Origin of the sequence: Solirhodobacter olei (assembly GCF_004010155.1) — a bacterium.
Lineage (GTDB): Bacteria > Pseudomonadota > Alphaproteobacteria > Rhodobacterales > Rhodobacteraceae > Solirhodobacter > Solirhodobacter olei.
This window is the reverse complement of sequence record NZ_RRYH01000021.1, coordinates 14,602-36,881: the sequence shown is the minus strand read 5'-3', so window position 1 is coordinate 36,881 and position 22,280 is coordinate 14,602. Positions and strand designations below refer to the sequence as shown.

23 protein-coding genes and 2 tRNA genes are annotated in these 22,280 nt (G+C 66.0%); 8 read left to right on the top strand and 17 right to left on the bottom strand.

The genetic code is table 11. The annotated features are described in order from the left end of the window. Positions 1-5 precede the first annotated feature (5 nt). The 3 genes from EIP85_RS15160 to EIP85_RS15150 form a co-directional block, all read right to left on the bottom strand. Entirely contained in the window at positions 6-1,121 is a 1,116-nt protein-coding gene (locus EIP85_RS15160) for a hypothetical protein (RefSeq protein ID WP_127903057.1), read from the bottom strand. Between the two features lie 185 nt (positions 1,122-1,306). Further along, a tRNA-Ala gene (locus tag EIP85_RS15155) sits at positions 1,307-1,382 on the bottom strand. 83 nt (positions 1,383-1,465) lie between these two features. Continuing rightward, complete coding sequence (locus EIP85_RS15150; protein WP_127903056.1) at positions 1,466-1,792, bottom strand: TIGR02300 family protein; 327 nt, start codon at positions 1,790-1,792, stop codon at positions 1,466-1,468. 135 nt (positions 1,793-1,927) lie between these two features. On the opposite strand from EIP85_RS15150, the gene EIP85_RS15145 reads away from it, so the two are divergent. The 4 genes from EIP85_RS15145 (at position 1,928) to EIP85_RS15130 (ending at position 4,575) form a co-directional block, all read left to right on the top strand. Continuing rightward, a complete protein-coding gene (locus EIP85_RS15145; RefSeq protein ID WP_127903055.1) occupies positions 1,928-2,626 on the top strand; it encodes a M48 family metallopeptidase in 699 nt (232 codons plus the stop codon). A gap of 30 nt (positions 2,627-2,656) precedes the next feature. Beyond that, on the top strand, positions 2,657-3,307 hold the full coding sequence (locus tag EIP85_RS15140) for a GntR family transcriptional regulator (RefSeq protein WP_127903054.1): 651 nt from the start codon (positions 2,657-2,659) through the stop codon (positions 3,305-3,307). Positions 3,308-3,430: 123 nt separating this feature from the next. Then, positions 3,431-3,676 carry a DUF6471 domain-containing protein gene (locus tag EIP85_RS23285; protein ID WP_127903053.1) on the top strand — a complete coding sequence of 82 codons (246 nt, stop codon included), beginning with the start codon at positions 3,431-3,433 and terminating at the stop codon, positions 3,674-3,676. An 8-nt stretch (positions 3,677-3,684) separates the two neighbouring features. After that, a complete protein-coding gene (locus EIP85_RS15130; RefSeq protein WP_127903052.1) occupies positions 3,685-4,575 on the top strand; it encodes a hypothetical protein in 891 nt (296 codons plus the stop codon). Between the two features lie 168 nt (positions 4,576-4,743). Here EIP85_RS15130 and EIP85_RS15125 read toward each other — a convergent pair whose 3' ends face one another. From EIP85_RS15125 to EIP85_RS15085, 9 genes are all read right to left on the bottom strand, one after another. After that, positions 4,744-6,222 carry a mannitol dehydrogenase family protein gene (locus tag EIP85_RS15125; RefSeq protein ID WP_164871755.1) on the bottom strand — a complete coding sequence of 493 codons (1,479 nt, stop codon included), beginning with the start codon at positions 6,220-6,222 and terminating at the stop codon, positions 4,744-4,746. A gap of 11 nt (positions 6,223-6,233) precedes the next feature. Further along, the gene (locus tag EIP85_RS15120; RefSeq protein ID WP_127903051.1) at positions 6,234-7,019 is read right to left on the bottom strand and encodes an SDR family NAD(P)-dependent oxidoreductase; all 786 of its coding nucleotides are present in this window, start codon (positions 7,017-7,019) and stop codon (positions 6,234-6,236) included. 1 nt (position 7,020) lies between these two features. Continuing rightward, positions 7,021-7,791 carry an L-iditol 2-dehydrogenase gene (locus EIP85_RS15115; RefSeq protein ID WP_127903050.1) on the bottom strand — a complete coding sequence of 257 codons (771 nt, stop codon included), beginning with the start codon at positions 7,789-7,791 and terminating at the stop codon, positions 7,021-7,023. Continuing rightward, complete coding sequence (locus tag EIP85_RS15110; protein WP_127903049.1) at positions 7,788-8,789, bottom strand: ABC transporter ATP-binding protein; 1,002 nt, start codon at positions 8,787-8,789, stop codon at positions 7,788-7,790. The genes EIP85_RS15115 and EIP85_RS15110 overlap by 4 nt, the downstream gene beginning before the upstream one ends. A 13-nt stretch (positions 8,790-8,802) precedes the next feature. Further along, positions 8,803-9,633, bottom strand: coding sequence for a carbohydrate ABC transporter permease (locus EIP85_RS15105; protein ID WP_127903048.1), 831 nt, complete (start codon positions 9,631-9,633; stop codon positions 8,803-8,805). A 3-nt stretch (positions 9,634-9,636) separates the two neighbouring features. After that, on the bottom strand, positions 9,637-10,509 hold the full coding sequence (locus EIP85_RS15100; protein ID WP_127903047.1) for a carbohydrate ABC transporter permease: 873 nt from the start codon (positions 10,507-10,509) through the stop codon (positions 9,637-9,639). A gap of 129 nt (positions 10,510-10,638) precedes the next feature. Further along, a complete protein-coding gene (locus EIP85_RS15095; RefSeq protein WP_127903046.1) occupies positions 10,639-11,955 on the bottom strand; it encodes an ABC transporter substrate-binding protein in 1,317 nt (438 codons plus the stop codon). 117 nt (positions 11,956-12,072) lie between these two features. Next, entirely contained in the window at positions 12,073-13,035 is a 963-nt protein-coding gene (locus tag EIP85_RS15090) for a sugar-binding transcriptional regulator (protein ID WP_127903045.1), read from the bottom strand. Then, the gene (locus tag EIP85_RS15085) at positions 13,032-13,736 is read right to left on the bottom strand and encodes an HAD family hydrolase (protein ID WP_127903044.1); all 705 of its coding nucleotides are present in this window, start codon (positions 13,734-13,736) and stop codon (positions 13,032-13,034) included. The genes EIP85_RS15090 and EIP85_RS15085 overlap by 4 nt, the downstream gene beginning before the upstream one ends. 222 nt (positions 13,737-13,958) lie before the next feature. Here EIP85_RS15085 and mprF point away from each other — a divergent pair, with 222 nt between their 5' ends. After that, positions 13,959-16,655, top strand: a complete 2,697-nt coding sequence (mprF, locus tag EIP85_RS15080; RefSeq protein WP_127903043.1) for a bifunctional lysylphosphatidylglycerol flippase/synthetase MprF — start codon at positions 13,959-13,961, stop codon at positions 16,653-16,655. On the opposite strand, the gene EIP85_RS15075 is transcribed toward mprF, so the two are convergent. Then, on the bottom strand, positions 16,619-17,251 hold the full coding sequence (locus EIP85_RS15075) for a cytochrome b/b6 domain-containing protein (protein WP_127903042.1): 633 nt from the start codon (positions 17,249-17,251) through the stop codon (positions 16,619-16,621). The two genes, mprF and EIP85_RS15075, sit on opposite strands and share 37 nt — an antisense overlap. Before the next feature lie 184 nt (positions 17,252-17,435). Here EIP85_RS15075 and EIP85_RS15070 point away from each other — a divergent pair. Beyond that, positions 17,436-17,512: transfer RNA gene (locus EIP85_RS15070), tRNA-Met, on the top strand. Between the two features lie 222 nt (positions 17,513-17,734). On the opposite strand, the gene EIP85_RS15065 is transcribed toward EIP85_RS15070, so the two are convergent. Then, on the bottom strand, positions 17,735-18,283 hold the full coding sequence (locus EIP85_RS15065; RefSeq protein ID WP_127903041.1) for a Crp/Fnr family transcriptional regulator: 549 nt from the start codon (positions 18,281-18,283) through the stop codon (positions 17,735-17,737). Positions 18,284-18,348: 65 nt separating this feature from the next. On the opposite strand from EIP85_RS15065, the gene EIP85_RS15060 reads away from it, so the two are divergent. Further along, positions 18,349-18,924 (top strand): hypothetical protein, encoded by a 576-nt coding sequence (locus tag EIP85_RS15060; protein WP_127903040.1) that lies wholly within the window; start codon positions 18,349-18,351, stop codon positions 18,922-18,924. 68 nt (positions 18,925-18,992) lie between these two features. On the opposite strand, the gene EIP85_RS15055 is transcribed toward EIP85_RS15060, so the two are convergent. The 3 genes from EIP85_RS15055 to EIP85_RS15045 all read right to left on the bottom strand — a co-directional run bounded on the left by EIP85_RS15055 (position 18,993) and on the right by EIP85_RS15045 (position 20,665). Next, a complete protein-coding gene (locus EIP85_RS15055) occupies positions 18,993-19,313 on the bottom strand; it encodes an SHOCT domain-containing protein (protein WP_206615553.1) in 321 nt (106 codons plus the stop codon). 132 nt (positions 19,314-19,445) lie between these two features. Continuing rightward, a complete protein-coding gene (locus EIP85_RS15050; protein ID WP_127903039.1) occupies positions 19,446-19,823 on the bottom strand; it encodes a hypothetical protein in 378 nt (125 codons plus the stop codon). A gap of 347 nt (positions 19,824-20,170) precedes the next feature. Beyond that, entirely contained in the window at positions 20,171-20,665 is a 495-nt protein-coding gene (locus tag EIP85_RS15045) for a cupredoxin domain-containing protein (protein WP_127903038.1), read from the bottom strand. Positions 20,666-21,226: 561 nt separating this feature from the next. On the opposite strand from EIP85_RS15045, the gene EIP85_RS15040 reads away from it, so the two are divergent. Then, positions 21,227-22,249 (top strand): ABC transporter substrate-binding protein, encoded by a 1,023-nt coding sequence (locus EIP85_RS15040; protein ID WP_127903037.1) that lies wholly within the window; start codon positions 21,227-21,229, stop codon positions 22,247-22,249. The last annotated feature ends 31 nt before the right edge of the window (positions 22,250-22,280 follow it).

Here is a 22,280-nt window from a genome sequence, read left to right as displayed (position 1 = left end):
GCGGCTCAGCCCTGGGCGAACCAGCCCGCGTGGAAGGGCGTCTCGATCCGCCGGCCCGCCGCGTCGGTGAGCAAGAGGTGGTCGGGGCCGACCTCGACCGCAAGGCTGTCGCTGCCCTCGCCTTCGCCCAGATCGAGCGCGCAGATCGCATAGGGGATGCGCAGCCGACCGCAGAGGCGGATCGAGGTCGGCACCCCGGCCCGGCTGAGCGGATTCTCGGCGATGGCCGCGGCATGGCCGTGGATCGAGTAGGCGCAGGCATCCTCAACCCCCAGCACGCCGCTGTGGCGCCCGGACCAGGGCGGGGCCTGCCGCCCGCCCTGCGAGAACCAGAGCATCGTCTCGGGCAGAAGGGCTGCGGGCTTGACCAGCACAACCGCGTCTTGCGTGGCGAGGCGTGCGACGGCTGCCCAGGCGAGCGTGCCGGGCGGCGGCGCGGGAACCTGATCGACCAGCATCGCGAAATCTTCGTGCCGGGGCGCGACGGGAAGGCGGGTGAGGTCGGCCGTCCCCCCTGCCATGAGCGGCACGTGGGCGAGATCGGCGAAATGCGCGGGGTAGCGCAGGATCGCCGATCGGAAATCGTCCGAGGCGTCGAGGTCCATCTCAGGCGTCTCACCGAAGGCGCGGGGCGAGAGGCTGAGCCGGGCACCCCGTGCCACGTCGATCAGCGCGTGATGGGCGAGGCTGATTTCGCCCGTGCCGCCCTCGAAGACATGGGCCTGGTAGAGCACGGGGTGATGGTCGATCAGCCGCCATTCCTTAAGGAGCCGCGCGCCGAGGACGGTGTTCCCCAGCTCCCACACCGCCCGCGCGCCGTCGGGCAGGGTTTCGCGGGTCAGGAGGCGCCAGCGGCCGTTGGCAGGGGCGCCATGCGGCGGGCCGCCGATGAAGTCCGAGGGGCCGAAGGGGGCACAGAAGAAATCACCCGACATGCGGGCGAGATGCGGCGCGGTGCGGATTGCCTCGCAGTCCGGCAGGTCATCGGCCCAGGGCACCCGGGCGAGCGGACGGATGGGCGCGCCGGGGCGTTCCACCGTGAAGGCGGCGAGAAGGCCGCAGTCTTCGTCGAGGGCGACCGAGATGCCCTTGGCGGAAAGCGGCGTGAGGGGTGGTGCCATGCAATGTCCTGCCGGGGCGGATCCCCGTGGTTCCATTGAACACCGCGCCGCGGGGGCGTTGCCAGCCCGATCGTGCGATTATTAGCGAAAACGGCGAAGACGGGCCTGCCGGACCCGTCTTTGCGGCGCTAGGCCGGAAACAAGAAAGGCGCCCCGAAGGACGCCCGCCAAGCCGTTTATTTGTTTGGTGGAGCCAGGGGGAATCGAACCCCCGACCTCTTGAATGCCATTCAAGCGCTCTCCCATCTGAGCTATGGCCCCACCGGGTTGCGCTCCCTTCGGAGCGCTCGGGCTATGTAGTGAAGCCCGGCGTACGGCGCAAGCGAAAAACGCCGCCTTGCGCCCTACTCTTCCTCGTCCGGAACGTCGGCGAGATCGTCGAGCGAAACGGTGTCGTCCTCGTCATCCTCGAGGAGGTCATCGTCCATATCGTCGTCGTTGCTGGTCTCGTTGGTCAGCAGGTCATCGTCGTTGTCGATGTCCTCGACGAGCGTCTCTTCGTCCTTGTCCGCCGTTGCCCGGGAGACCGTGGTCACCGACTTGCGGCGGGCGTTGTCGATGTCGATCACTTCGCCGGTGTAGGGGCTGACGATCGGGCTTTTGTTCAGGTCGTAGAATCGCTTGCCGGTGGTCGGGCAAACGCGCTTTACACCCCATTCGGGTTTGGGCATCGATGATCCCTTTCGCTTGTTGGGCTGTTCGGAGTCGGGTGCCATTGCCATAAAGCCCGCGGCCTGTCAAAGCCTTTCCGGGCCGCCGGTGCGCGGTTATCCTTAACGGACCGCATCTGGCGGTGCTGGGGTATGATGGCGGTCCTTCCAGGCTCTCCTCCTGTCGAGATTTCTCTGCGCCGCTCCGCGCGGGCGCGGCGGTTTTCGCTGCGAGTCTCGCGGGTTGACGGGCGGGTGACGCTGTCGCTGCCCTCCTGGGCGCGCGAGGCGGAGGCGCTGGCCTTCGCGGCGGAGAAGGCCGACTGGATTCGCGCGGCCCTGGCTCGGATGCCGGCGGCGCGGGGCGTGGGCTTCGGCGAGATGCTGCCGGTCGAGGGGCGCGAGCTGATGATTCGCCCCGGAGCCGGCCGGCTGGTGCGGATCGAGGGTGGCGATCTTCTGGTTCCGGGCGAACCGGCACGGGTGCCGGCGCGGGTCGCGGCTTTCCTGAAGGTGCTGGCGCGGGAGCGGCTGCAGGTGGCCTGCGACCGACACGCGGGCCGGATCGGGCGGCGCTACAGCCGGATCACGCTGCGCGACACGCGATCGCGCTGGGGGTCCTGCGCGCCGGACGGGGCGCTGATGTTCTCCTGGCGGTTGGTGATGGCGCCGCCGGAGGTGCTGGATTACGTCGCGGCCCACGAGGTGGCCCATCTGGCGGAGATGAACCATTCGCCGGCATTCTGGGCGGTTGTTCAAGGGCTTATGCCGGGATATGCGGGGCCGCGGGCCTGGCTGAAGCGGCAGGGGCATGTGCTGCATGCGGTGGGCTTCGAGGCGGGCTTCGGGGATTGACCGTGGACGGGCAGAGGATCAGGTAGAACCATGCTGTTGCAGCCCCGCCCCGCCGACTCGCTTCCCGCCGCGCATGACCGGGTCTACCGGACGCTGCGGGTGCAGGTGATGCATGGCGAGATGACGCCGGGCCAGCCGCTGACACTGCGGGGGATCGCCAAGACCTTCGACGTCTCGATGACCCCGGCGCGGGAGGCGGTGCAGCGGCTGGTGGCCGAGGGGGCGCTGACCATGTCCTCTTCCGGCCGGGTGACCGCGCCGGAACTGTCGAACGAGCGGATCGAGGAGATGGCGGCGATCCGGGCGCTGCTGGAGCCGGAGCTTGCCAGCCGGGCGCTGCCGCGGGCGCATTTCGCCTTAATAGAAAGGCTTCAGGCGATCAACGCGGCCAATGCCGAGGCGGTCGCGAAGCAGGATGCGGTGGGCTATATCCGCACCAACCTGGAGTTTCACCGGACGCTTTACCTGCGCGCCCAGGCGCCGGCGATGCTGGCCATCGCCGAGACGGTCTGGCTGCAGCTGGGCCCCACGATGCGGGCGCTTTACGGGCGGCTCAGGCGGAACGAGCCGCCGCAGCATCACCGGATGATCCTTGCTGCGCTCAGGGCCGGAGACGAGCCGGGGCTGCGCCTCGCGGTCCGCACCGACGTGACGCAGGGGCTGCGGCATCTGACCAGTTAACGCAATCCTGCCGGGGCGTGCCCGGAGCCGGGGGCGGGAGCGCCTTCGGGCGGGTAAGCCTTTGTCGGAACTCGAAAAAGGCGATACCGTAACAGCACCGCTTTTGCACCGCTTTCGCACCGTATGGCACCGGCGTTCCGGCTGGGATGCCCGCGGACGTCGAGGGGGCTGATCGCCAAGGGCCTGCTACGGGCCGAGATGGCCCGCCGGAACGTTACCTATGCGGGACTGGTCGAGAAGCTTGCTGCCGTAGGAGTAGAAGACAACGAGCGGAATCTGCGCAATAAGGTAAGCCGAGGTAAGTTCACGGCTAGGTTCTTCTTACAATGTCTTGTCGCGCTTGGGCGTACATCGCTGCGGTTGGATTAGCACTTTTCATGCTGCTTGGCAGCGTCAGTGTCTACCGAGCCGCAAGTTCATTTCTAGCTTATCAAAACGAACATGCGCATGAGCGCCAAAGCGCTGCCGCATACTATACAAGCCAAAGCGAGATAGCCAACCAATCCTGCCTGCTCCCTCTGTCTAAGCATGGCGTTTCTGGCTGGCTTGCATGTGTCATAGAAAAGGTATCCGCCAATCAAGGCGACTCCCAAGCCCAGTATGACCTGAAGGCGCAGCAGGATATTGCTGAATGGAACTATGGTTCCTTCCTTGTGGGCATCTTCACGTTTGTCTTGAGCATTTTTGGGGTAGGGGGGGTTCTGTATGCCATTTTTCAGACTAACGCCGGGCTTCGCCACGCCTCTGAGGCGAACGAGATCAGCCGACTGGAGCAAAGGCCCCTGATCGATTTCTACCTTGATCCTCAATGCACTCGGACGATTGGCGACAACGGCTACGGCCTTTACTGGAAGACCCAATTTTTCAACAGGGGGAAAACTGCTGCTTACCAAGTCCGCGCGGCCCCTAAAATCGTTGCGATGAGGCATCCAACTGATCTGATAGCCGCAAGAGATGCATTTGTCGCATCTGAAGAGAGAAAGAAATCTCTTTCCAGCATTGCCATAATTTTCCCGGGTGAAAAAACGCCTTTTCCGACTGAACCCAACCTGATCCCAGCCGGAAAGGTTGATAAATCGAGTCCGGATGACGGCGCTCCTGAGCTGCTTTATCTTATTACGTGCACGACTTATAACCTTTCCCCCGGAGACGATCATTCTGTCAGGGGGGTAGATGCTCGCGTCTATCACCTCGTTCCTTGTTTTAGCATCGATGGCGGCCCTAGCCACTTCGCCAACGAAATGGCTTCTCTGCGTTACATCCGCTGAAGCGCAAAGAAGGGCGGACCCGAGCGTCGCGAGTATGATCTTGCGCATTGGTCATCCCTCACCCGTTAGAGTGAGCGACGACCAGCTCCGGAGGGCTGGTGCGTTTGATGCATAAGTCCGGATATTTGGGGACGGAAAGTGGGAAGGGGCGGGCCGGAGCCCGGCTGCTCAGAGCGGGCGGCCGGTGAGGTAGTCCTCCAGCACGGCGCGGGTGCCGCGGGTCCAGAGCGCGTTGAGCGCGGTTGCGAAGGCCTCCTGCACACGGGGATCGCGGCCGGTGGTGCCGTAGATGTCGGCCATCGCGAGCCAGGCGTTGGGCTCGGTCTTGGCCTTCTTCGCGATCACGGTCAGCTCGTCCCAGCGCGGATCGTTCGGGGCCGTGACCGCGCCGCTGTCGGTGGTGCCGGCGCAGTAGCGGCACCAGAGCGCGGATTCGAGGATCAGCCCCAGCGGCACCCGCCCCTTGGCGAGGTTGTCGCGCAGCGAGGGGATGATGAACTTCGGCTGCCGGTTGGAGCCGTCGAGGCAGAGCCGGCGGATCGTGTCGGCGATCTCGGGATTGGCGAAGCGGTCCTCGATCGTGGCGAAGTAATCGTTCAGGTCGGTGTCGGGGACGGCGGGGACATGGGGGATGACCTCCTCGCGCTCGACCTTGCCGAGGAAGGCGCGGATCAGCGGTTCGGCCATCGCCTCATGCGCGTATTCGATATCCATCATCCCGCCGGCATAGGCGATGATCGCATGGCCGCCGTTGAGGATGCGGATCTTCATCGCCTCGTAGAGATGGACGTGATCCGTGAAGGTCACGCCGACCTCTTCCAGCGGCGGACGGCCGGCGGTGAAGTGATCCTCGATCACCCACTGGCGGAACGGCTCGCAGGTCACAGGCCAGGCGTCTTCGATGCCGAAGCTCCCGGCGAGCGCGATCTCTCGCGGGCCGGTTGCCGGGGTGATCCGGTCCACCATTGCGTTGGGGAAGGCGACATTGGCCGAGATCCAGTCGGCAAGCTCGGCATCGAAGAGGCGGGCGAGGCCGGTGACGGCGTCGCGGGTTACATGGCCGTTGCCCGGCAGGTTGTCGCAGGACATGACGGTGAAGGGCGCGAGACCGGAGGCGCGGCGGACGCGGAGCGCGGCGAGGATGGCGCCGAAGGCGGTGGCGGGCGTGCCGGGCTGGCGCGCGTCGGCGGCGATATCCGGGTGGGTCGGGTCGAAGGTGCCGGTGGAGGGATCGACGAAATAGCCGCCCTCGGTGACGGTGAGCGAGACGATGCGGATCGCCGGATCCGACATGGCGGCGATCAGGGGGGCGTTGTCGGGCGCGACCTCGGCGAAGCCGATCATCGGGCCGGTGACGCGGGGGCGGTTCCCCTTGGGGTCGAGCTCGATCACCGTGGTCAGGTAATCCTGCGCGCCGAGCTTCTGGCGCATCTCGGCGTCATGCGGGCGCACGCCGGCGCCGATCAGCGCCCAGTCGTGGCCCGCCCCGGCGTTGAAGAGATCGTCGAGATAGACGGCCTGATGCGCCCGGTGGAAGTTGCCGGTGCCGATATGGACGATGCCGGGGGTCAGTTTGCTCCGGTCGTAGCGCGGGCGGGCGATGCCGGCGGGCAGGCTGTGCAGGGCGGCGTTCGAGAGCTTGATCATGGGGGCGCCTTTCAAATGGTCCGCAGCATTCCGCCGTCGACGTGGTAGGTTGAGCCGACCGAGTAGGAGGCGCGGTCGGAGCAGAGGAAGACGAAGAAGTCCGCCAGTTCCTCGACCGTGCCGAAGCGGCGGATCGGGGCGTGTTCGTCGGCGACGGATTGCAGGTAGCCCTGCCAGTCGCCGCCGGGGCCCGAAAGCTCGCGCGCGGTGTTTTCCCAGTCAGGGGTGAGGATCAGGCCGGGGTTGATGCAGTTCACCCGGATGTTGTGGGGGATGAGCTCGGTCGACAGGGTCTTCGAGAACATCATCAGGGCGGCCTTGGTGACGTTGTAGATCGGCTCGTACCAGAGCGGCTGGACGGCGCAGATCGAGGCGTTGTTCAGGACCGCGCCGCCGCCCCTGGCGATCATCTGCGGGGCGAGGCCGCGGGCGAGGCGGACGGCGGCCATGACGTGGAGATCCCAGTAGGCCTGCCATTTCTCGTCCGGCGCCTCGAGCACGGTCTCGTTCGATCCGGTGCCGGCATTGTTGACCAGGATGTCGGCGCCGCCGAATTCGCGCGCGGCCTCGACGACCCGGGCGCAGCCCTCGGCGGTGGAGACATCGGCGGCGAGGCCGAGCGTCTCGGTGCCGAACTCGGCCGAGACCTCGCGGGCGGCCGCGGCCACGCGCGCTTCGTCGCGGGCGGCCATCAGGACCACCGCACCTTCGCGGGCGAGTGCGCGCGAGACGCCGAGGCCGATGCCCTTGCTTGCGCCGGTGACTACCGCAACCTTGCCGTCGAGCCCCAGGTCCATCTCAACTCATCCACTGTCCGCCGTCGACGTTGTAGCATTGGGCGACGATGTAATCGGCTTCTGGAGTGGCCAGGAAGATGGCCATGCCGGTGAGGTCCTGGGCGGTTCCCATTCGGCCGAAGGGGACGGCCTCGCCGACCTCTTTCTTCTTCTGGCCGGGGGCCTTGCCCTCGTATCTGGCGAAGAAGGCGTCGACGCCGTCCCAGTGCTCGCCGTCCACCACGCCGGGGGCGATGGCGTTCACGTTGATGCCGTGGGAGATCAGGTTGAGGCCGGCGGACTGGGTGAGCGAGATCACGGCCGCCTTGGTGGCGCAGTAGACCGCCACCAGCGGCTCGCCGCGCCGGCCGGCCTGCGAGGCCATGTTGATGATCTTGCCGCCCTGGCCGCGGGCGATCATGTGCCGCGCCACCGCCTGCATCGTGAAGAGAGTGCCGGAGACGTTGATCGCGAACGCCCGTTCGTAATCGGCGCGGGTGATCTCGGCGATGGGGGCGGCGGTGAAGATCGCCGCGTTGTTGATCAGGATGTCGATATGGCCGAGGCCGTCGACGGTCTCGGCCACGGCGGTGTCGATGCTTTCCTGGCGGGTCACGTCCATCTCGACCGCGATGGCGTCCTCGCCGAGGCCGGCGGCGGTGCTGCGGGCGCGGGCGATGTCGATATCGGCGATGGCGACGCGCGCGCCCTCGCGGACATAGGCCTCGGCGAAGGCCTGGCCGATGCCGCGGGCGGCGCCGGTGATCAGGGCTGTGCGTCCGGCGAGTCTCACAGGCGCTGCCCCTTTTCGTCGAAGCGGTGGATCTTGTCCTCTTCCGGGGTGAGGAAGACGCGGTCGCCGTGATGCACGTCCATCTCGCCGTCGACGCGGACGGTCATCAGGCCGAGGCCGCCCTCGGTCTCGACATGGACGAAGGTGTCCGATCCGAGGTGTTCGGAGACGCCGACGGTGCCGGCCCAGTGGCCCGTGTCCTTGGACAGCTTGACGTGCTCGGGGCGCACGCCGATGGTGTGGGCGTCATGGGCGGCGGCGTCCTTGCCGGTGACGAAGTTCATCTTCGGCGAGCCGATGAAGCCCGCGACGAAGAGGTTCTGCGGCGTGCGGTAAAGCTCCAGCGGCGAGCCGACCTGCTCGACCACGCCGGCGCGCAGCACCACGATCTTGTCGGCCATGGTCATCGCCTCGACCTGGTCGTGGGTGACGTAGATCATCGTGGTGGCGAGGCGGTGGTGCAGCTCGGTGATCTCCAGCCGCATGCCGACGCGCAGCGCCGCGTCGAGGTTCGAGAGCGGCTCGTCGAAGAGGAAGGCCGCGGGCTCGCGCACGATGGCGCGGCCGATGGCGACGCGCTGGCGCTGGCCGCCGGAGAGCTGGCCGGGGCGACGGTCGAGGTAGTCGGTGAGGTTCAGCGCCTTGGCGGCGGAGGCGATGCGGCGTTCCTGCTCGGCATGATCGACGCCGGCCATCTTCAGCGGGAAGGCGATGTTCTTGCGGACCGTCATGTGCGGGTAGAGCGCATAGGACTGGAACACCATGGCGAGGCGCCGCTCTGCCGGGGCGAGATCGGTCGCGTCCTTGCCGTCGATCTCGATCCGGCCGTCGGAGACATCCTCCAGCCCGGCGATGAGGCGCAGCAGGGTCGACTTGCCGCAGCCCGAGGGCCCGACGAAGACGACGAACTCGCCGTCCTCGATCTCCAGGTCCAGCGGCGGGATCACCTCGACCTCGCCGAACTTCTTGACCACCTGCTTGAGGCTGATCTTGCCCATGGGGTGTCCCTCCCTATTTCACCGCGCCGAAGGTCAGGCCGCGGACAAGTTGTTTCTGGCTGAACCATCCCAGGATCAGGATGGGGGCGATGGCCATCGTCGAGGCGGCCGAGAGCTTGGCGTAGAACAGGCCCTCGGGAGCGGAGAAGGAGGCAATGAAGGCTGTCAGGGGTGCGGCGTTGGCGGCGGTCAGAAGCAGGGTCCAGAAGGCTTCGTTCCAGGCCAGGATGACGTTCAGAAGGAAGGTCGAGGCGATGCCGGGGATCGCCATCGGCGTCAGCACGTAGAGGATCTCGGAGCGCAGCGTGGCGCCGTCCATCCGCGCGGCCTCGAGGATCTCGCCGGGGATCTCCTTGAAGTAGGTGAACAGCATCCAGACGATGATCGGCAGGTCGATGAGCGTCAGGATGATGACGAGGCCGATGCGGGTGTCGAGCAGGCCGGTGTTCTTGAACATCAGGTAGATCGGGACCAGCACGCCGACGGCGGGCATCATCTTGGTCGACAGCATCCACATCAGCACGTCCTTGGTCCGCTTGCCGGGGACGAAGGCCATGGCCCAGGCGGCGGGGATGGCGATGGCCAGCCCGATCAGCGTGGAGCCGACGGAGATCACCACCGAGTTCCAGAAGTGCAAGAGGTAGTCGGAGCGGTCGTTGACCTGGATGTAGTTCTCCAGCGTCCAGTGGAAGTCGAGGAACTTCGGCGGGATCGCCACCGCGTCGCCTTCGGTCTTGAAGGAGGTCAGGAAGGTCCAGAGGATCGGGAAGAAGATCGTGAGACCGACGAACCAGGCGATGATGGTGTTGGTGAGCTTGGCGCGGGTTGTGACGCGACGGGCCATCTCTCAAGCCTCCAGGTTCTTGCCGATCATCCGCATCAGGAAGATCGCGACGATGTTGGCCAGGATCACGGCGATGATGCCGCCGGCGGAGCCGCCGCCCACGTCGAACTGCAGGAGCGACTGGGAGTAGATCATGAACGGGATGTTGGTGGAGGCGTTGCCGGGGCCGCCGTTTGTGGTGACGTAGATCTCGGCGAAGATCGACAGCAGGAAGATCGTCTGGATCAGGATCACCACGGTGATCGAGCGCGTCAGGTGCGGCACGGTGATGTAGATGAAGCGCGAGAAGGCGGAGGCGCCGTCCATCTCGGCGGCCTCGATCTGCTCGCTGTCGAGCGACTGCAGCGCGGTCAAGAGGATCAGCGCGGCGAAGGGCAGCCATTCCCAGGAGACGATCATGATGATCGAGAAGAGCGGCGCCTGGGCGAGGAAGTCGAAGGGCTGGATGCCGAGCAGATGGAAGACCCAGGCGAAGATGCCGTTCACCGGGTTCATGAACATGTTCTTCCAGACCAGCGCGGAGACGGTCGGCATGACGAAGAACGGCGCGATGACGAGGATGCGGACGATCCCCTGGCCCCACATCGGGCGGTCGAGCAGCAGCGCCATCAGGACGCCGCCGACCGTGGTGATGACGAGCACGCCGAGCACCAGCACCAGCGTGTTGACCAGCGCGGTGACGAAGGCGGGATCGGTGACGAAGAAGTCGTAGTTCTGCAGCCCGATGAAGTTATGCGCGCTGGGGATGAGCAGGTTGTAGTTCAGGAAGGAGAAATAGATCGTCATGCCCAGCGGAACGGCCATCCACAGAAACAGCAGGATGACGGCGGGCGAGATCATCAGACGTGCGGCAGCACGGGAATGCTGGGTCGCCATGGGGTTTCCTCCTCCCTCATGGCCCGTTTCGGGCTGTTATCAGGGGGCGCGCGGGCGCCGGGGTCGGGATAATCGGAACGGAAAATTGGGGGCCGGGTCGTGACGCCCGGCCCCCTGGGAGAGAGGCCTCTACTTGAGGTAGCCGGCCTTCTTCATTTCGCGCGTGGCGATCGCCTGGGCGTTCTTCAGCGCGGTGTCGACGCTGGTCGTGCCGGCGACGGCGGCCGAGAACTGCTGGCCGATCGCGGTGGCCATGCCCTGGAATTCGGGGATGGCGACGAACTGCACGCCGACATAGGGCACCGGATCGACCGTCGGATGGGTCGGGTCGGCCAGTTGCATGCTCTTCAGCGTCAGCTTGGCGAAGGGCGCGGCATCCAGGTACTTCTGGTTCTCATAGAGAGAGGTCCGGGTTCCCGGAGGCACGTTGGCCCAGCCGTCCTTCGAGGCGACGAGGTCGAGGTAGTGCTTGCTGGTCGCCCAGTCGATGAAGGTCTTCGCCGCGGCAGCGTGCTTGGTGCCGGTCGGAATGGCGAGGGCCCAGGACCACAGCCAGTTGGCGTGCTTCGCGATGCCTTCCTTGTTCGGCGCCAGGGCGAAGCCGACCTCGTTGGCGACCTTCGAATCCTTGCCGGTCACGAAGGAACCCGCGACGGTGGCGTCGATCCACATGCCGCACTTGCCCTGCTGGAAGAGCGCCAGGTTCTCGTTGAAGCCGTTGTTGGAGGCGCCGGGAGGGCCGTCCTTCTTCATCATGTCGACGTAGAACGACAGCGTGTCATGCCACGGCTTGGTGTCGAACTGCGGCTTCCACTTCATGTCAAACCAGCGCGCGCCGAAGGAGTTCGACATGGCGGTCAGGAAGGCCATGTTCTCGCCCCAGCCGGCCTTGCCGCGCAGGCAGATGCCGTAGATGCCCTTGGCCTTGTCGGTCATCGCATCGGCGGCCTTGCGGACGAAGGACCAGGTCGGCGCTTCCGGCATGGTCATGCCGGCCTTCTTCATCAGGTCCTTGCGGTACATGATGAAGGAGCTTTCGCCGTAGAAGGGCGAGGCGTAGAGCTTGCCGTCGTAGCTGAGGCCCTTGCGGATCGCCGGCAGCAGGTCGTTCACGTCATAGCTGGCGGGCAGATCGTTGAGGCTCGTGAGCCAGCCCTGCTTGGCCCAGATCGGAACCTCGTAGGTGCCGATGGTCATCACGTCGTACTGGCCGCCATGGGTGGCGATGTCGGTCGTCACCTTCTGCCGAAGCACGTTCTCTTCAAGCGTGACCCAGTTCACCTTGATGTCGGGATGTTCGGCGTAGAAGTCCGGCATCAGCTTCTGCATCCGGATCATGTCGCCGTTGTTCACCGTCGCAACGGTGATCGTGGTTTCGGCACTTGCCACCGTCGCCAAAGCGGCAACAGCACACGCGCCGAAGAGCGCGCGAAGCGTTGAAGTCATCAGAATCCTCCCAGTTCACGATGGCTGCTCGATGTGAGCATATGATCGCACAGTGGGCATATGCTCACTTATGGGCATGACAAAGTCAACCGAGACATCGCGCTGGTGTGAGGGGATTTAACGCTGCTGTGCAGCGAGAACGGCGCGGGCGCTGTCTTCGTCGGTAATCAAGCCGTTGATAATCCGGCCCTTAAGCGCGGCCTGCAGCGCGGCATACTTGGGCCGGCCTCCGGCGATGGCGATGATGCGGTCGGCCCGGGTGGGATCGACGCGGACACCGCCGACGCGCTGGTTCATCGCGAGGTCGAGATAGCGGCCCTGCGAATCATAGACCCAGCCGGCGATTTCGCCGATCGCGCCCATGCGGCGCATTTCGGAGAGTTCGTCGCGGCTGACGAAGCCGTCCTGGTGCAGCGGCGCGTCGTCGGAAAGCTGGCCGACGCCGACGAAGCAGACATTGGCGGAACGGGCAAGCTCCACCACCCGGCGGATGGGCGCGAGATCGTGGAAGAGCGCGTTCTGCTCGGCCGTCTCGGCCAGCACCGGCACCGGCATCGGGTAGTGGGGGGCGTGGACCTTGTCGGCGATGCGCATGATCACGTCGAAGAAGGAGGCGGATCCGTCGGGCGCGATGTTGCCGATCAGCGAGACCAGGCGGTGCTGTTCGGCAGAGACCGGCGCCAGCTCCTCTACCGTTGCCCGCAGCGCCCGGCCGGTGCCGAGCGCGATGACCAGCGGCTGGGTAGAGCGCAGCACGCGCTCCATTTCCGCCGCCGCGACGGGTGCGATGGCGCGCAGCGGATCGGTGCCGGGGCCGAGCGAGGGCGCGACGCGGCAGCTCAGCAGGTCGAAGCGACGGCAGAGCTCGCGTTCAAGCTCCAGGCAGGCGACGATCGGATGCTCCAGCCGGACGTGGATCAGCTGCTCGGCCACGGCGCGCGACACCAGCCGCTGCGCGCGCTGGCGCGAGATCCCCATGTCGCGGGCGATCTGGTCCTGGGTCATGCCGGCGACGTAGTAGAGCCAGCCGGCGCGGGCGGCCTCGTCCAGCGGCGCGTCGGTGTCGTTGCCGCGGCTCATGGTGCCACCGCGGCTGGCCGGCGATCGGGCAGGGGCTGGGCGAGGTCCGGGCGCAGGGTCAGGAAATCGCCGAAATCCGACAGGTGCCGGTGCGGGGTGGCGTCGGCCGGCTCCTGCGACAGGCGCCCGGCAAGATGGCTGCCGCCGGTGAAGCGCCAGACCTCCATTCCCGCGGCCAGGCCGGCACGGACGCCGTTGAGGCTGTCCTCCACCACCAGGCAGGCCGCGGGGGCCACGCCCATGACCTCGGCCACATGGAGAAAAAGATCCGGCGCGGGCTTGCCGCGGGCGACCTGCGAGGCGGTGAACACCCGGTCGCCGAAGGCGTGATCGAGCCCGGTAAGGGCAAGCGCACGGGCCGTGCGTTCCGGGCTGGACGAGGTGGCGAGCGCATAGGGCCGGGCGAGGCGGGAGAGAAGCTCCGGCGCGCCGGGCATGACGCGCAGGCCCTCGGCGAAGGCGGCGAGGAGGCGGCGGCGGTAGTCGGCCTCGAAATGATCGGGCAGCGCGACGCCGAATTGCTCGCGCACCTCCTTCAGCACCACCGGGTAGGAGCGGCCGAGGAAATGGCGGCTGACGAAGTCGAGGTCCATCTCGACGCCATAGAGCTTCAGCTCGGCAATGAGCATGTTGGCGCTGATGACCTCGGAGTCGATCAGCACGCCGTCGCAATCGAAGATGACAAGCTCTGTCTCTGGCATGGTGGGCCACGTTAGCCTTGGCCGGGGCGCGCCGTCCAGAGCTTCGGCGGAAAGCCCGCGACATGGTGTGCGCCGGCGGCTGCGGCTCTTGATTTTTGCGCTGAATGAAGGGCATGTCTCGCCCGGCGCGGGCCGGACATTTTCGCCGGGCCGGGCAAAGCGACAGGGGTGGCCCGGCCGGGCCGCCGGAGGTGGAGCCAGAGAAGGCCCGAGCGTCTTTCGATGACCGAGCAGTTTTCAGACCGCGATCCGCCCCGCTCCGCGTGGCTTGCACGGCTGCAGAAGGCGGCGCCCTTCGTTGTCGGCATCGCGCTGTTCGCGGCCGGGATCGGTGCGCTGCTGCATCTGCTTGGCCCGATCAAGCTGCATGACGTGGTCCGCGATGCCGGGCGGATGCCGATCGGCGCGCTGATCGCGGCCTTCGCCGCCACGGCGGCGAGCTATACCGCGCTGATCGGCTACGACTGGTCGGCGCTGCGCCATATCGGGCGGAAGCTGCCCTTCCCGGTCGTCGGCGTCGGCGCCTTCCTGGGCTATTCGCTTGGCAACACCATCGGGATCTCGGTCCTGTCCGGGGGTGCGGTCCGCTACCGGATCTATTCTGCTTTCGGGGTCAATGCGCTGGAGGTGGCGGCAATCTCCACCTTCGTGTCGCTGGCCTTCGGGGTGGGGATCTCCGTCCTGGGGCTGGCCGCGCTTGCCGCCCACCCCGGAGCGCTTACCGGGATCTTCGGCATCGCGCCGGACCGGATGCGGATCGTCGCGCTGATCGCGCTGGCGGCCACGCTGGGGGTGCTGGCCATGGCCTCGGTCGCGGGGCATGCGATCCGGATCTGGCGGTTCGAGCTGCGCGCGCCCTCGCCGGGGATCCTGCTGGGCCAGCTTGCCTTCACCGCCGCAGACACCTGCATGGCGGCGCTGGCGCTTTACGTCCTGCTGCCGCAGGGGGCGCCGGATTTCGTCACCTTCCTGGCCATCTACACCACGGCGGCGATGACGGGCGTGATGAGCCATGTGCCCGGCGGCATCGGCGTGTTCGAGAGTGTGGTGCTGGGCGCGCTTCCGGCCACGGTGCCGGTGGAACAGGCGGCGGTGGCGCTGCTGGTGTTCCGGATGATCTACTATCTTACGCCCTTCGCGCTGGCGATGATCGTGATCTCGGTGAACGAGGCGCGGCTGGCGCGCGGGCCGGTTTCGCGGCTTCTGGGCGAGTTCTCGGACACGATGGCGCCGGTCAGCCGGGTTCTGACGACCGTGGCGCCGGGGGCGACCGGGGCGACGGTGCTGGGGCTTGGCAGCTACCTTCTGGCGCTGGCGCTGATGCCCTCGGTTCGGCCGCACGAGATCAATCCGCACAACCTGATCGTGGCGATGCTGCTCGAGGGCGGGGCGATGCTTTCCGCCGTGCTCGGGGTGATCCTGATCCTGCTGGCGCAGGGGCTGATGCGGCGGATCTCGGCGGCGTTCTGGCTGACCGAAATCGCGCTGGTGGCCGGGGCGGTGGCCTCTGTCCTGAACGGGCTGGCCTTCGTCAGCGCCGGGATCTTCCTGGCTGCGGCGGTGATCTTCTGGCCGCTGAGGGGAGAGTTCTACCGCGCCGCGCGGCTGACGCAGAACCTGCTGTCGCCCGGATGGTTCGTACTGATCGCGGCGATCGCGCTGGCGGCCGGGGCGTTCCTGTTCCTGATGCAGGAGAACGCGCCCTATTCGAAGGAACTGCTGCTGAGCTTCTCGCCGGAGGCCAATGCGCCCCGCGCGCTGCGGGCCGCGCTGACAGCCTCTGCCCTGATGGTCTTCGCGCTGATCTACCTTGCGCTGCAGCCGGCGCGGGGGCGCTCCGTCTCGGCCGATGCCGAGACGATCGAGCGGGTGGAGGCGATCGTGGCGGGGCAGGACCTGCCGATCGCGAACCTGGCGCTGAGCGGCGACAAGACCTTCTTCTTCTCCGAAGCCGGCGACGCCTTCATCATGTACGTCGTGCAGGGCAAGTCCTGGATCGCCTATGGCGACCCCGTCGGGCCGAAGGCGGCCGTGCATGACCTCGCCTGGGCCTTCTTCGACGCCGCCTACGCCGCCGGCTGCCGTCCGGTCTTCTACGAGATCACCGACGCCTATCTGCCGATCTGGGTCGAGATGGGCCTGACGGTGAACAAAATCGGCGAGGAGGCGATTGTCGATCTGGCCGGGTTCTCGCTGTCCGGCCGCAAGTACAAGGCGATGCGCGCCGCCCAGAACCAGCTGGAGCGGGAGGGGGTCAGCTTCGCCCTTTCCGCCCCGCCGCATTCACCGGCGCTCATGGCGGAACTGGCCGATGTCTCGGCCCGCTGGCTTGCCGGCAAGAAGGGGCGGGAGAAGCGCTTCTCGGTCGGGCGGTTCGATCCGGGCTACCTGCAGCGCTTCCGGCTGGCGCTGGTCCGGCGCGAGGGGCGGGTGATCGCCTTCGCCAATGTCCTTGAAGTGCCGAGCCAGGCGGCGGCGACGGTGGACCTGATGCGCTTCGCCCCTGAGGCGCCGGCCAACGTCATGCAATACCTCTTCGTCGCGCTGATGGAGCGGATGCGGGCCGAAGGTGTGGCGACGTTCAGCCTGGGCATGGCGCCCCTGGCCGGGCTGGAGGTCAAGTACGGCGCGCGGCTCTGGAACCGCTTCGGCTCCGTCCTCTTCAAATACGGCAGCGCATTCTACAATTTCGCCGGGCTGCGTGCCTTCAAGCAGAAGTTCGGGCCGGACTGGCGTTCGCGCTACTTCGCGGTGCCGGGCTCGCTGCCGCCGCTGACCGCGCTGCGCGATGTGACGCGGGCGATCTCGGGCAGCGGGCGGGGCGCGCCGCGCCGCGGGGGCGGCGCGGACGGCGGCGGCCGTGCGGACGGCGGGGACGGGGCTCAGTCCCTGGCCGACCACATCACCGAAAGCGGCTGACTGCTCGTCACGTGCTGGAGAACACCCAGCGCGGCATGGCCGAAGAGATAGACCCAGACCAGGTTCCCGAAGGCGCCGTGGATCTCCATCATCGGGCGGACGAACGCCACGTGGCCGAGGCCGTTTGCGGTCATCGCGTACCAGACGGTGCCGGAGGCGGCCATGTAGGTCATCAGCAGCAGGCCCATCCCGTGGATCGCCGAGGGCAGGGCAGCGCGCTCGTCATGCTCCGGCAGACGCAGGCGCTTGGCGGCCTCGATATGGCGGAGGATATCCGCGTGCAGGGCCCGGCGGCGTTCGGCGGAGAACCACGGCATCAGGGCGGCCGGCGCGGTGCCGAGGCGGCGGCCGATCACGTTCAGCCAGAACACCACGATGATCGCCATGGCAACGAGGCCGGCATATTCATGGATCTGGAAAAACCCGTTGCCCGGATTGCCGCCATACGGGCGGCGCATGACGAGGCTGCTCGCCAGCTGGACGATCACCGCCAGCACGAGCGCGGCATGAGAGAGCCGTGTCAGCCGGCTGTGGCGCGGCGCGCGTGCGGGACGGGCCGGGGCATAGCGGCGAGGGGTATCGGCAGTGGAGGACATAGGCTTGCCTTTCGGTCGAGGAGGAGGAGGAAGGCACCCCGCAAGATGCCCGCAGCGATATAGGTTTTCAACCTGACAAACGGCTGACGCGGGGCCTTCCGTCGCAGGGTGCTGACGCGGATGTGCGCGTGGCGGTTTTCCTCTTGACGCCTTCGCCGGCGTCCCCTACCTACCGCGCCACCGTGGCGGAGTAGCTCAGCTGGTTAGAGCAGCGGAATCATAATCCGCGTGTCGGGGGTTCAAGTCCCTCCTCCGCTACCAATCCACCGATCTTCTGTATCGACTAACGAGGTTGGATCCGGTCCGGATCCCCTTTTCAGGTGGCGTTGGAAGACCTCCGCCGGGGTCAGGTATCCCAGACACCTGCGCGGCGACTGTCGCGTCTGTTGGGGCTACCGCACGGTGCCATGCGCTCCGGTTCGAAGGGGGGCTGCCGTGGCTGATCCTTTGCGCGGGCCATGTCGGGTTTCAGGCTCTTAGCGCTCAGCTTGCCCGTCGCCGCGCCAGTTCCCGGTAAAGCGCTTCCGGACTGACCCCGATCTGCCGGGCGAGGGACTTCCATTCGCCTTTGGCGGGCAGGTCCTGGCCCTGGCCGGCCACCCAGGCGTCGAGGCGTTCCGCGACGGTGCGAAGGGTCAGGATCTCACTGCGGAGCCGCGCTCGCTGAACCTCTGTGGTCAGGTGACGCGCCCAGGCTTCCGCGAACTCCGGGGATCGCGCGAACAGCTCCCGAACCTCCGCCATTGGCGCGGAGACCACCCGGGTGGGGGCAATGGCGACCGCGTCGCAGTGGTAAGCCGTCGAAAAGACCGAAGCTTCAGCAGCGATGGCGCCCTCGCCCGCGCGTTGAAGGATCACCGTCGTTCCGTCCTGCTGATGTCGGACGAGTTCGACGCCGCCCTCGACGACGAGGAACAGGCGCGTCACCGCGTCCCCCTGATGAAAGAGGAAGGCGCCCGGGTTCAGGTGGCGCTCGCCGTGGGGCAGGGTGGCGAAATAGGAAACAAGGGGCATGGGCATGATGGCGATCATGTGGATCTGTGCGAAGCCTGCGCAAGAGTGGGGGCCTCAATCCCACGCCCGTATCGGAGCTCCGAATGAAGCGCCTCCTCCTCCTTGCCCTCCTTCTTGCCGCCCCCGGGGCCTTCGCCGACCAGATGCCCGGCGTCGCCGGCCAGATGCAGGCGATGGATCACGGCACCCACATGGTCATGCCGCCCGGTCAAATGCCCCGCGAGGGCGGCCAGGCAGCCTTTGCCGCGATCCATGAGATCGTGAACATGCTCGTGGCGGACCCCAAGACTGACTGGTCGAAGGTGAACATCGAGGCGCTTCGCCAGCACCTTATCGACATGGACAACGTCACGCTGCGCTCCCGCGTGAAAACCGAGGATGTGGCGGAGGGGGTCCGCTTCGTAGTGACCGGCCAGGGCGATACGGCTGGCTCGATCCGCCGCATGGTCGCGGCGCATGCAAAGACGATGAATGGCGTCGGTGGCTGGACCTACGCCGCACACGACATCCCGCAGGGCGCGGCCCTGACCATCGCCGTCCGCGATCCACGGGACATCGTCAAGGTGAAGGCCCTCGGCTTCATCGGGGTGCTTGCCCTCGGCAGCCACCATCAGGCGCATCACCTGATGATCGCGACCGGCCAGAACCCGCACCCCTGATCGATAAGCCGCCTGGCCAACCTGTGCCGGCGCCAAGGCCGGACGGCGGCAATCGGCGGGGCTGCGCCCTAGGCCTCGAGCACCTTGCGCCGGGCCTCGTATTCCTCGGGTTCGATTTCGCCGCGCGCGAGTCGTTCCTTGAGGATGTCGAGCGCGCTGTTGCTGCGTTTATGGTCCCGTTCCATCAGCCAGCGGACTGCAATCACAACGGCGCCAATGAGGATCGCCCAGAACAGGATCATTACGCCCATACCGAAGAAACCGGGCCCGTATCCGTAGCCGCCCATCATGTGACCATAGTAATTACCGGGACCCGGCGCATCAGCCAGCGCCGCGATCGCAACAGCGTTGAGCGGAAGCGCAATTGCCAGCGTCTTCAGGAGTTTCATGGTTCTCTCCATCGTATCTCTGGCGAGATTTTCGCCTGAGCGCAGGGCTGGCCGCCATGATCCGGATCAAAGCCGACGGGCAATGGAAGGCTGCCGAATTGTGCGAGCCCCCCCTTCGCGAATGGGGCCGGTTCAGTGGCCGTGCATGCCGCCTCCGCCCATTCCCCCGTCTCCCCCGCCCATGCCGCCATCATGATCGCGGTCTCCCTCGCTCTCATGGTGCTCCATGTGAAGCTGATCCTGGGAGCGCATGAAGAGATAATCATGGGCGCGGTCCCGCGGGTCCATGCTGTCCCATAACAGCCTGCCGGTCCCGGCGTCGTAGACGAGTTGGCGAAGGGCCCCGCCCCGGCGCGCGGTCACGCGGATCCGGCCCTGCTCCTGGTAGGTCTGCATCTGGCTGAAGCCTTGGTCCCGCAACGCCTGATAAACCGGCCCGAGACCGGTCTGCGCCAACCCCGGGCCGCTGCTCAGAAGGAGGGCAATGGCGGCGATGTAAAGGATACGCATGTGGGTTCTCCTTTCTGCCAGAATGCTGCGCCGTGGGAAAAGTGCGGCAGTCGGGCGAACTTGACGGGTGAAAGGCGCCGCCGCATTGACGTCTCGCATTGCCGGGCGGATCGGGGATCTTGCCCGTGCCGCATGAAGACGCCGGGGCCTGACCCGCACCTTGGCGGCGCTCCGGGCGGGTGGCGGCAATGCCGGGCTGCCCCGGGGTCGCAGCAAACGGTCCCGCGATGGCGCAGGTCCATTTGTCGTGAATGGGTTTCACCGGAAAGATGCGCGTGATCCGGAAAAGAAATCGGCGCAGCCGCTCTTTACGGCTGCGCCTCCAGATCTGCGACCTGTTTCGTGGATTACATCACCACGACATAGCCAGCCATGTAGCCGACCGCGTCCTGGCCCGTGGCGCTGGCCTTCATCGCCCAGCCCGCACCGTCACCCTTGTCGCAGGGGAAGTTGCAGTGCCAGCGGAACTGGCCCGCCTTCGACGGGGTGAAGGTGTAGGTCGTCTCGGTCGGGACGACGGCGTCGCTGCCGGCCTTGTGGGTGGCCGCTTTCACGATCACGTTCACATGCAGACCCGGCGCGGTGAAGCTGTGCGGCATGTCATCGTAGTTGACGAACACGAGCTTGACCTGCTGGCCGGCCTTAAGAACGAAGCTCGAGGGCAGGAAGCTGTCATGATGCTGCTTGTCGGGCCCGAGAAGGCCCATGTCGTCAGCCAGGACATAGATGGTTTTCGTCACGGGCTGAGCTTGCGTGGCCGTTGCCATGGCCGCACCCGCGCTGAACGCGGTCGTGGCGGCGAAAGTGGCGGCAATCAGAAATTTCGTCCCAAGCTTTGTCATTTCGGACACTCCTATCTCGTCATATCCGAAACCCCTTCCGGATATCACAGCTTGCGTGGGGGCTCCTTTGCCCTCCGTCGAAATCAATACTTCTCAGGTCTTCGTGAAACTTTGATGTGAATCAATTTCGGCCTGACAGATTGTCGCACACGACTTGAATATAATAAATGTATTAAAATCAATGTATTGTATTGTTCATCCGGGGTAATTATGGCCGTGCAAATAATATTCAATTTTTTGAATTCATATGATCTCAAACCCAATTCGGCTGACTGGCAGCCGTATTGAAATCCCTCATGCCTTATTGCGGCTCTTCGGCAGCACTTCTTGCGTCGGGCTTTGAAGCGATGCTGGGTCGATGACTTCAGGCAATCCTTTGGGTCGCGATTGGAGCGACCTCACGATCGTGTGATCCCTGGCGCCTCGTCGCAAACACTACAGAACTGTCACGTGCACGTAATGAATCGCTCGTATGCGAGAGCGGCAAGGCCTTTGTGAAACTGAAGTCCGTGGGTCAGTCATCCGCACTGTCTGACCGCAATTCCCGCTGAGGAGGAATTCATGCGCTCACGCATCTCGCTCAAGATACTCGCCGCCACCACCGCCATTGCCTGCGGCGTTGCTTCGGCCGCCAATGCGGCCCAGCCGCTCGTCGTCTATGCCGCGATTGGCTACGACACCGCGATGGGCAAGGCCTTTGAAAAGGCCACGGGCATCCCGACAAAGGTCGTCGACGGCAGCACCGGCCCGCTTCTGGCCAAGGTCGCTGCGGAAAAGCAGAACCCGCAATGGGGCGTCATCTGGGTCGACGGGGCCCAGGGAATGCGCGCCCTGGCCAGCCAGGGGCTACTGAAACCCTTCGCGCCCAGGGCCGACTGGACCGCGACCGGCGCCGAGCTGCAGCCGAAGGATCACGCCTATACCGCCACGGCCGTCTCGGTCGCCGGCGCGATCGTCGTCAACACCAAGAAACTGCCGAACAAGGCTGACTGGCCGACCAGCTGGGACGATCTGCTCAAGCCGCAGTTCAAGGGCAAGGTCGGCATCAACAACCCGGCGATTTCCGGGCCCACCTACCCGATGGTCGCCGGCATGATGCAGTGGCAGGGCGGTGTCGATCAGGGCAAAGCCTGGTGGAAGAAGATGAAGGCCAACGACGTGAAGGTCTTCGATACCAATGGCCCGAACCTGCGTGCGCTCGGCCTCGGCGTGACCTCGGTCGCCATCGCGCAGGACAGCGCCGGCATCGGCCGCAAGATCAAGGGTAAGCCCTTCGAGATCATCTATCCGAACCCGGTCAGCCTGCTGCCGCGCACCATCGCGATCTCTTCCGGAGCCTCGCCCGAGGTTCAGAAGGAAGCCGAGCGGTTCATTCAGTTCGTGATGTCGCCCGAGGGGCAGAAGATCGCGCTGACCGGCGATGCGGGCGGCGACTCGCTCTTCAACCCGGTGGTCAAAGGCGAAAAGGCCGATGCCGGTGTCGTGTCGGTCGCGACACTGAAGACGCAGTATCTGGACCCGATGGTCTGGGGGCCGCGCGAGGCGAGCGTCGTTACCTGGTTCACCAACAACATCGTCCACTGAGCAGATGAGCTCGGAAGATTTAGATAACGGG

Excerpts from the sequence above, each read along its gene's own strand:
- EIP85_RS15065 (WP_127903041.1), bottom strand. The coding sequence starts at position 18,283 with ATGATCGCCATCATGCCCATGCCCCTTGTTTCCTATTTCGCCACCCTG.
- EIP85_RS15055 (WP_206615553.1), bottom strand. The coding sequence starts at position 19,313 with ATGAAACTCCTGAAGACGCTGGCAATTGCGCTTCCGCTCAACGCTGTT.
- EIP85_RS15120 (WP_127903051.1), bottom strand. The coding sequence starts at position 7,019 with ATGGACCTGGGGCTCGACGGCAAGGTTGCGGTAGTCACCGGCGCAAGC.
- EIP85_RS15150 (WP_127903056.1), bottom strand. The coding sequence starts at position 1,792 with ATGCCCAAACCCGAATGGGGTGTAAAGCGCGTTTGCCCGACCACCGGC.
- mprF (WP_127903043.1), top strand. The coding sequence starts at position 13,959 with ATGACCGAGCAGTTTTCAGACCGCGATCCGCCCCGCTCCGCGTGGCTT.
- EIP85_RS15105 (WP_127903048.1), bottom strand. The coding sequence starts at position 9,633 with ATGGCCCGTCGCGTCACAACCCGCGCCAAGCTCACCAACACCATCATC.
- EIP85_RS15045 (WP_127903038.1), bottom strand. The coding sequence starts at position 20,665 with ATGACAAAGCTTGGGACGAAATTTCTGATTGCCGCCACTTTCGCCGCC.
- EIP85_RS15100 (WP_127903047.1), bottom strand. The coding sequence starts at position 10,509 with ATGGCGACCCAGCATTCCCGTGCTGCCGCACGTCTGATGATCTCGCCC.
- EIP85_RS15040 (WP_127903037.1), top strand. The coding sequence starts at position 21,227 with ATGCGCTCACGCATCTCGCTCAAGATACTCGCCGCCACCACCGCCATT.
- EIP85_RS15075 (WP_127903042.1), bottom strand. The coding sequence starts at position 17,251 with ATGTCCTCCACTGCCGATACCCCTCGCCGCTATGCCCCGGCCCGTCCC.
- EIP85_RS15090 (WP_127903045.1), bottom strand. The coding sequence starts at position 13,035 with ATGAGCCGCGGCAACGACACCGACGCGCCGCTGGACGAGGCCGCCCGC.
- EIP85_RS15060 (WP_127903040.1), top strand. The coding sequence starts at position 18,349 with ATGAAGCGCCTCCTCCTCCTTGCCCTCCTTCTTGCCGCCCCCGGGGCC.
- EIP85_RS15145 (WP_127903055.1), top strand. The coding sequence starts at position 1,928 with ATGGCGGTCCTTCCAGGCTCTCCTCCTGTCGAGATTTCTCTGCGCCGC.
- EIP85_RS15125 (WP_164871755.1), bottom strand. The coding sequence starts at position 6,222 with ATGATCAAGCTCTCGAACGCCGCCCTGCACAGCCTGCCCGCCGGCATC.
- EIP85_RS15095 (WP_127903046.1), bottom strand. The coding sequence starts at position 11,955 with ATGACTTCAACGCTTCGCGCGCTCTTCGGCGCGTGTGCTGTTGCCGCT.
- EIP85_RS23285 (WP_127903053.1), top strand. The coding sequence starts at position 3,431 with ATGGCACCGGCGTTCCGGCTGGGATGCCCGCGGACGTCGAGGGGGCTG.
- EIP85_RS15160 (WP_127903057.1), bottom strand. The coding sequence starts at position 1,121 with ATGGCACCACCCCTCACGCCGCTTTCCGCCAAGGGCATCTCGGTCGCC.
- EIP85_RS15085 (WP_127903044.1), bottom strand. The coding sequence starts at position 13,736 with ATGCCAGAGACAGAGCTTGTCATCTTCGATTGCGACGGCGTGCTGATC.
- EIP85_RS15110 (WP_127903049.1), bottom strand. The coding sequence starts at position 8,789 with ATGGGCAAGATCAGCCTCAAGCAGGTGGTCAAGAAGTTCGGCGAGGTC.
- EIP85_RS15130 (WP_127903052.1), top strand. The coding sequence starts at position 3,685 with ATGCTGCTTGGCAGCGTCAGTGTCTACCGAGCCGCAAGTTCATTTCTA.
- EIP85_RS15140 (WP_127903054.1), top strand. The coding sequence starts at position 2,657 with ATGCTGTTGCAGCCCCGCCCCGCCGACTCGCTTCCCGCCGCGCATGAC.
- EIP85_RS15050 (WP_127903039.1), bottom strand. The coding sequence starts at position 19,823 with ATGCGTATCCTTTACATCGCCGCCATTGCCCTCCTTCTGAGCAGCGGC.